Genomic DNA, 4,307 nt, shown 5'->3' with positions numbered 1-4,307 from the left:
CGGACGCTGGCGAACCCTGCACCACATCACCGCCAGCCCCCGCAAAATCGGCGACATCGTCCAAGCCGCCCTCGTCCTCACCCACCACGAACACGGCCGAATCCACTGAGATCACCTCAATGGAAATCGGATGTCTGATTTCCATTGAATTTGCGTGCCCCATCAGCGGGTGGCTGCTGGGGTTTGAGGAGGCGGGCGTAGCGGGAGCCCGCTGCCAGCAGGATCAGGCCTGCGCAGAGGAAGGCGATCACCCTGGCCACCCCGTCGAGGGTGGCGAGGTCGAAGAGCAGGAGCTTCGCCAGGGACGCCGCGATCAGGACCAGGCCTGCGATGCGCAGGTGCTTGACCTGGACGCCGCGCAGCAGGAGGACGATCGCCGCGATCACCCAGCTCAGGGTGATCAGGATGTGCGCGGTGAGGAAGCCGTTGCGGGCGTCGGCCACCAGGAGGCAGGCCGCCATCGTCGCGCTCGCCGTTCCGTAGAGCAGCGCCAGGCCCGTCGCCGACCACAGCGGCGGCGACTTCGGGAACTTCTCGATCCGGACCGCCGACGCGGGCAGGACGATCGCCGCGGCCGCGATCAACAGTCCGCACAGCAAGCCCTCGACACCGGGGGCGTAGCCGTGCCAGAGCAGCGCGGTGAGCGGGACCTCGTTGAACAGTGCGAGCAGGAAACCGAAGGTCGCGTAGCAAGCTGCTCCGAGCAGAGCCCCCGCGCTGCGCAGCACGAACGCGCCGACGCTCAGCAGCAGCGCCTCGCACAGCAACGCCGTCGCCCAGCTCGAGGAGTCCAGCACGGTCAGCGTCGTCTGCACCGCCGCGACCGCGGCCATCGCGCCGACCGCCGCCGTGAAGCGGTGCGACAGCCAGTTCCGGAACGCCGGGGCGAACCGGGCCACCGCCCATATCGCCAGCAGCAGCACGGTGGTCCCGCCGCCCAGCAGGCCGGCGGCCGGGCGTTCCAGCAGCAGCGGTCCGGCCAGGAACGCCGGGGTCGGCGCGGCGATGAGCAGTCCGATCGAGGTCCGGTCGGCGTCCGGTCGCGCACCGGCGGTGATCGCGGCGATCACCACGCCCAGCAGCACGGCCGCGCTGATCGCGACCACCAGGATCGGGTCGTGGAAGGCCATGCCCCAGACCGCGGCGATCAGCGCCGCCAGGACCACCGGGATGCCGGCGGCCAGCGCCAGCGACGGCCAGCCGCGTCGGACCTGCACCGGTGCCGCCGCGACCTGCAGCAGGACCAGGAAGCCGACGAGCAGCGAGTTCGGCAGCTGGGTGATCATCGGTGCGCAGATCGCCGAGCTCAGCACCACGCCCAGCGCCAGCGGCCGCGCCTGCCAGCGGTCGGCGAGCGCCAGTCCGGCGATGCTGACGAGCAGCCCGGCCCCCAGGCCGATCGGCACCGACACGAAGCCGTAGAGCGCGGTGGCCGCGACCACGTCCAGGAACAGCGCGGCGAAACCGGTCGTGGCGAGGGCGAACGCCGCGATCCGGCCCGCGTCGCCGGTCTCCTCCCCCTTCGACCTGCGGTGCATCCACCACGCGGCCGCCACCAGGAGTCCGGCCAGCACGGCACCGCCGGCGATCCGCGCGCCTGGCCCGAGCCAGTCCTGCTGCACGGCCAGGACCAGGAGGAACACCACGCCCAGCAACGTCACGCCGGCACCGACCCAGGCCAGCACGCGGCTCGGTTCGAGGTTGAGCTGGCGGCGCTGGCGCGGCGGCTGCTGCGCGAGCCCCGGGTACGGCGGCACCTGCGGCGGCATCGGGACCTGCTGCGGCGCTGTTGCCGGGACCTGCTGCGTCGCTGGAGCAGCCTGCGGTGCGGGGGTTTGCGGGGCGGCCTGCGCCGCTGCTTGGGCCTGCACCATGCTGCCCAGGTAGGTCAGCCGCTGGCCGATGGCGTTGAGCTCGCCCGCGACCAGCTGGAGCGTTTCACCTGGCGATGGTTGCGACATGCCACCACGGTGTGGCAAACGCACCGGTCAGGCCATCGGTAGCACTACTCAGTTGCGATCACAACTGCGTCTCGCCGGTCACGCCCGCTGCGCCGGGGTGCCCTGCGGCGGCGTGCTGGTCGCGTCGACCGGGCCGACCACGCCGCGCAACGCCTGGGTCCAGGTCAACCGGCCGAACAGGTAGAAGCAGGCGACCTGCTCGTTGCTGAACCGGGCCCAGTCGTAGCGGTTGCCCTGCTCCTTCCAGAAGACCTCCCACGCCGGGGTCCCGTCGCGCTCGTCGCGCACCAGGCACCAGGCGTCGTCGGCCTCCGCGCCGATCGACACGAGCCCCTCCGGGACGCCCATCGCCACCAGCCAACCCAGCACGGACTCGGTGTTCACTTCTCGGCCTCCTGCTGCACCTCGTCGTCCTGGTCCGCCTCGGCGGTCTCCGCGGGTTCGGCCCGCATCGGCACGGTCCCGCGCGGCTCGCCCTCGACCAGCTCCGTCTCCACCGGGGTGATCTGGAAGGTCGACTCCACCACTTCGGCTTCCGCGCCGCCCTCGACGGCCTCGTGCTCGATGCGCATGGTCACCGCCTCGGCTGCCTCGCGCGCCGGGGTCAGCTCCACGAGGTAGCCGAGTCCGACCAGGTCGTCGAGCGAGTAGGTCGCGCGGTAGCGGACGCCGCCGCCCGGCTGCGCGAACCACGGCGCGGTCACCGACTGCCACACCGGCAACCGGCGCATCACGCGATACCTGCGGTACTCCCGCTCGGCGTACGACTGGGGCAGCGACCGCTGGCCGAACGACGTGGCCAACGCGAACGCGAAGCGCCCAGCGCCGTCGCCCGAGCAGTCCAGCACCACGTCCGGCTCCAGCACCACCGGCTCCGCCGGTTCCACGCCGCCCTCCGGGTGCTCGGCCGCCGGCGGCCACACGTGCTCGCCGCGCTCGACGAACCGGTGCTCCCACTCGACCTCGCTGAGCTCGCCCAGCGGATCGTGCTTCGCGATGAGCTCCGCGGGCAGCTGCGCCGGTTCACCGCGCTCCTCGCGATCGCGTCGCGCAGCTGCGTACACATCCGCCGAACCCACCCGCTGCAACGCGTCGCCGTCCTCGACCAGGTGCGACTCCGGGTGGTCCTGCGGCGGGAAGTTCAGGCCCGGGCGCGCCGGGCCCTCCGGCGGAAGCGGCAGCTGTCGGCTCGCCCTGCTCGCCGCGACCGGCATGTAGCCGATCGGGAACTGGTGCAGCACGAACGCGACGACGTCCGCGTTGCGACCGGCCTGCCGCAGCGGCCGCTGAGCCGTCTCCGGTGCGGGCTGCACGAGCGGCTGCTGCGGCGCAGGCAGCGGACGCAGCGGAGAGCGCTGCGCCGGGTTCTTCATCTGCTGCTGGGCCGGTTGTTGTTGCTGCTGGACCTGCGGAGCGGGGACCGCGCCGAAGGCGCCCCGCGGAGCGGCCATCGGTGGCCGGGCCGGCGGCGGAGCCGCGGCCGGAGGCTGCCCGGCCTGAGGCGCGCCGGGTGGCGGCGCCACGAAGTGGCCGCCACCGGCGGGCGCAGGCGGCGGAGCCGCCGGGGCGAAGCCCGGCTGCGGCGCAGCCGCGTTCGGCGGCAGCGGAGCCTGCGGAGCTTGCGCGGCCTGCGGCGAAGCCCAGGCGGAGTGGACCGCGTGCGGAGCGGTGCGGGAGGCGGGGTCGTCGCCGGGCGTCCAGCCCGGGCGGGGGGTGCTCACCGGGATCGGGCCGGTTCCGGCGTCGGCGTTGCCGGGCGCCCAGGAGCCGGGGTTGATCTTGACCGGACCGGTGTGCTCGCCGTCCGCCTGCCAGCCGGCGGTGGGCTGGGCCACCTGCGAGATCCCGTCCTGCGCAACTGCCGCCACACCCCCGACCGTTCCGCGGCCGACGTGTCCCGCCGCGCTGCCAACATCTTCCGCAACGCCCCCGGCGACCCCGTGACCGACCCTGCCGACGTCGCCGGCAGCGCCTCCGGCGTGCTCGGCAACACCGCCGACCAAGTCACCCGCGGCGCGACCCGGACCGCCGGCAGCGCTCGCCGCGACGGAACCGACCGCATCGCCCGCAGTTCGGCCGACACCGTCAACGGCACCACCAGCGGCATGGCCAACGCCGTCAACGGCGCCGCCCGCGGCGTGACCGACACCTGCGACCGCACCGCCCGCGCCAGCGGCGACGCCACCTGCCGATTCCACAGTGGACGAAGCCGCGTTCAGCGCAGCACCGCCGACGTCGCCGAGCCGCGAACGGCTTCCGCCCGGTTCCACCAGCACGCCGCTGCTCGGGTCCACCGCCGAGGCCAGGGTCTTGTGCAGCTGCGCCACGTTCGCCGAGGCGCCCTGC

Annotated in this window: 4 protein-coding genes; 1 reads left to right on the top strand and 3 read right to left on the bottom strand. The window is 73.6% G+C overall.

The window, feature by feature from the left end:
* Positions 1-116: 116 nt before the first annotated feature.
* The 3 genes from OU415_RS37910 to OU415_RS37900 form a co-directional block, all read right to left on the bottom strand.
* Positions 117-1,961: a DUF2339 domain-containing protein gene (locus OU415_RS37910; RefSeq protein WP_270954629.1), complete on the bottom strand. Its 1,845-nt coding sequence runs from the start codon at positions 1,959-1,961 to the stop codon at positions 117-119.
* Between the two features lie 78 nt (positions 1,962-2,039).
* Positions 2,040-2,345, bottom strand: coding sequence for a hypothetical protein (locus OU415_RS37905; protein WP_270954628.1), 306 nt, complete (start codon positions 2,343-2,345; stop codon positions 2,040-2,042).
* Positions 2,342-3,829, bottom strand: a complete 1,488-nt coding sequence (locus tag OU415_RS37900) for a TNT domain-containing protein (RefSeq protein WP_270954626.1) — start codon at positions 3,827-3,829, stop codon at positions 2,342-2,344. Before OU415_RS37900 ends, OU415_RS37905 begins: the two co-directional genes overlap by 4 nt.
* A 24-nt stretch (positions 3,830-3,853) precedes the next feature.
* Here OU415_RS37900 and OU415_RS37895 point away from each other — a divergent pair.
* On the top strand, positions 3,854-4,307 hold a 454-nt coding region (locus OU415_RS37895; RefSeq protein WP_270954624.1), incomplete at its 3' end, for a hypothetical protein.

Source organism: Saccharopolyspora oryzae (genome assembly GCF_027853915.1).
Taxonomy (GTDB): domain Bacteria; phylum Actinomycetota; class Actinomycetes; order Mycobacteriales; family Pseudonocardiaceae; genus Saccharopolyspora; species Saccharopolyspora oryzae.
The sequence above is the reverse complement of the archived record's forward strand: the minus strand, read 5'-3'. Positions and strand labels throughout refer to the sequence as shown.

Coding starts and splice junctions, on each gene's coding strand:
- OU415_RS37910 (WP_270954629.1), bottom strand. CDS start 1,961: ATGTCGCAACCATCGCCAGGTGAAACGCTCCAGCTGGTCGCGGGCGAG.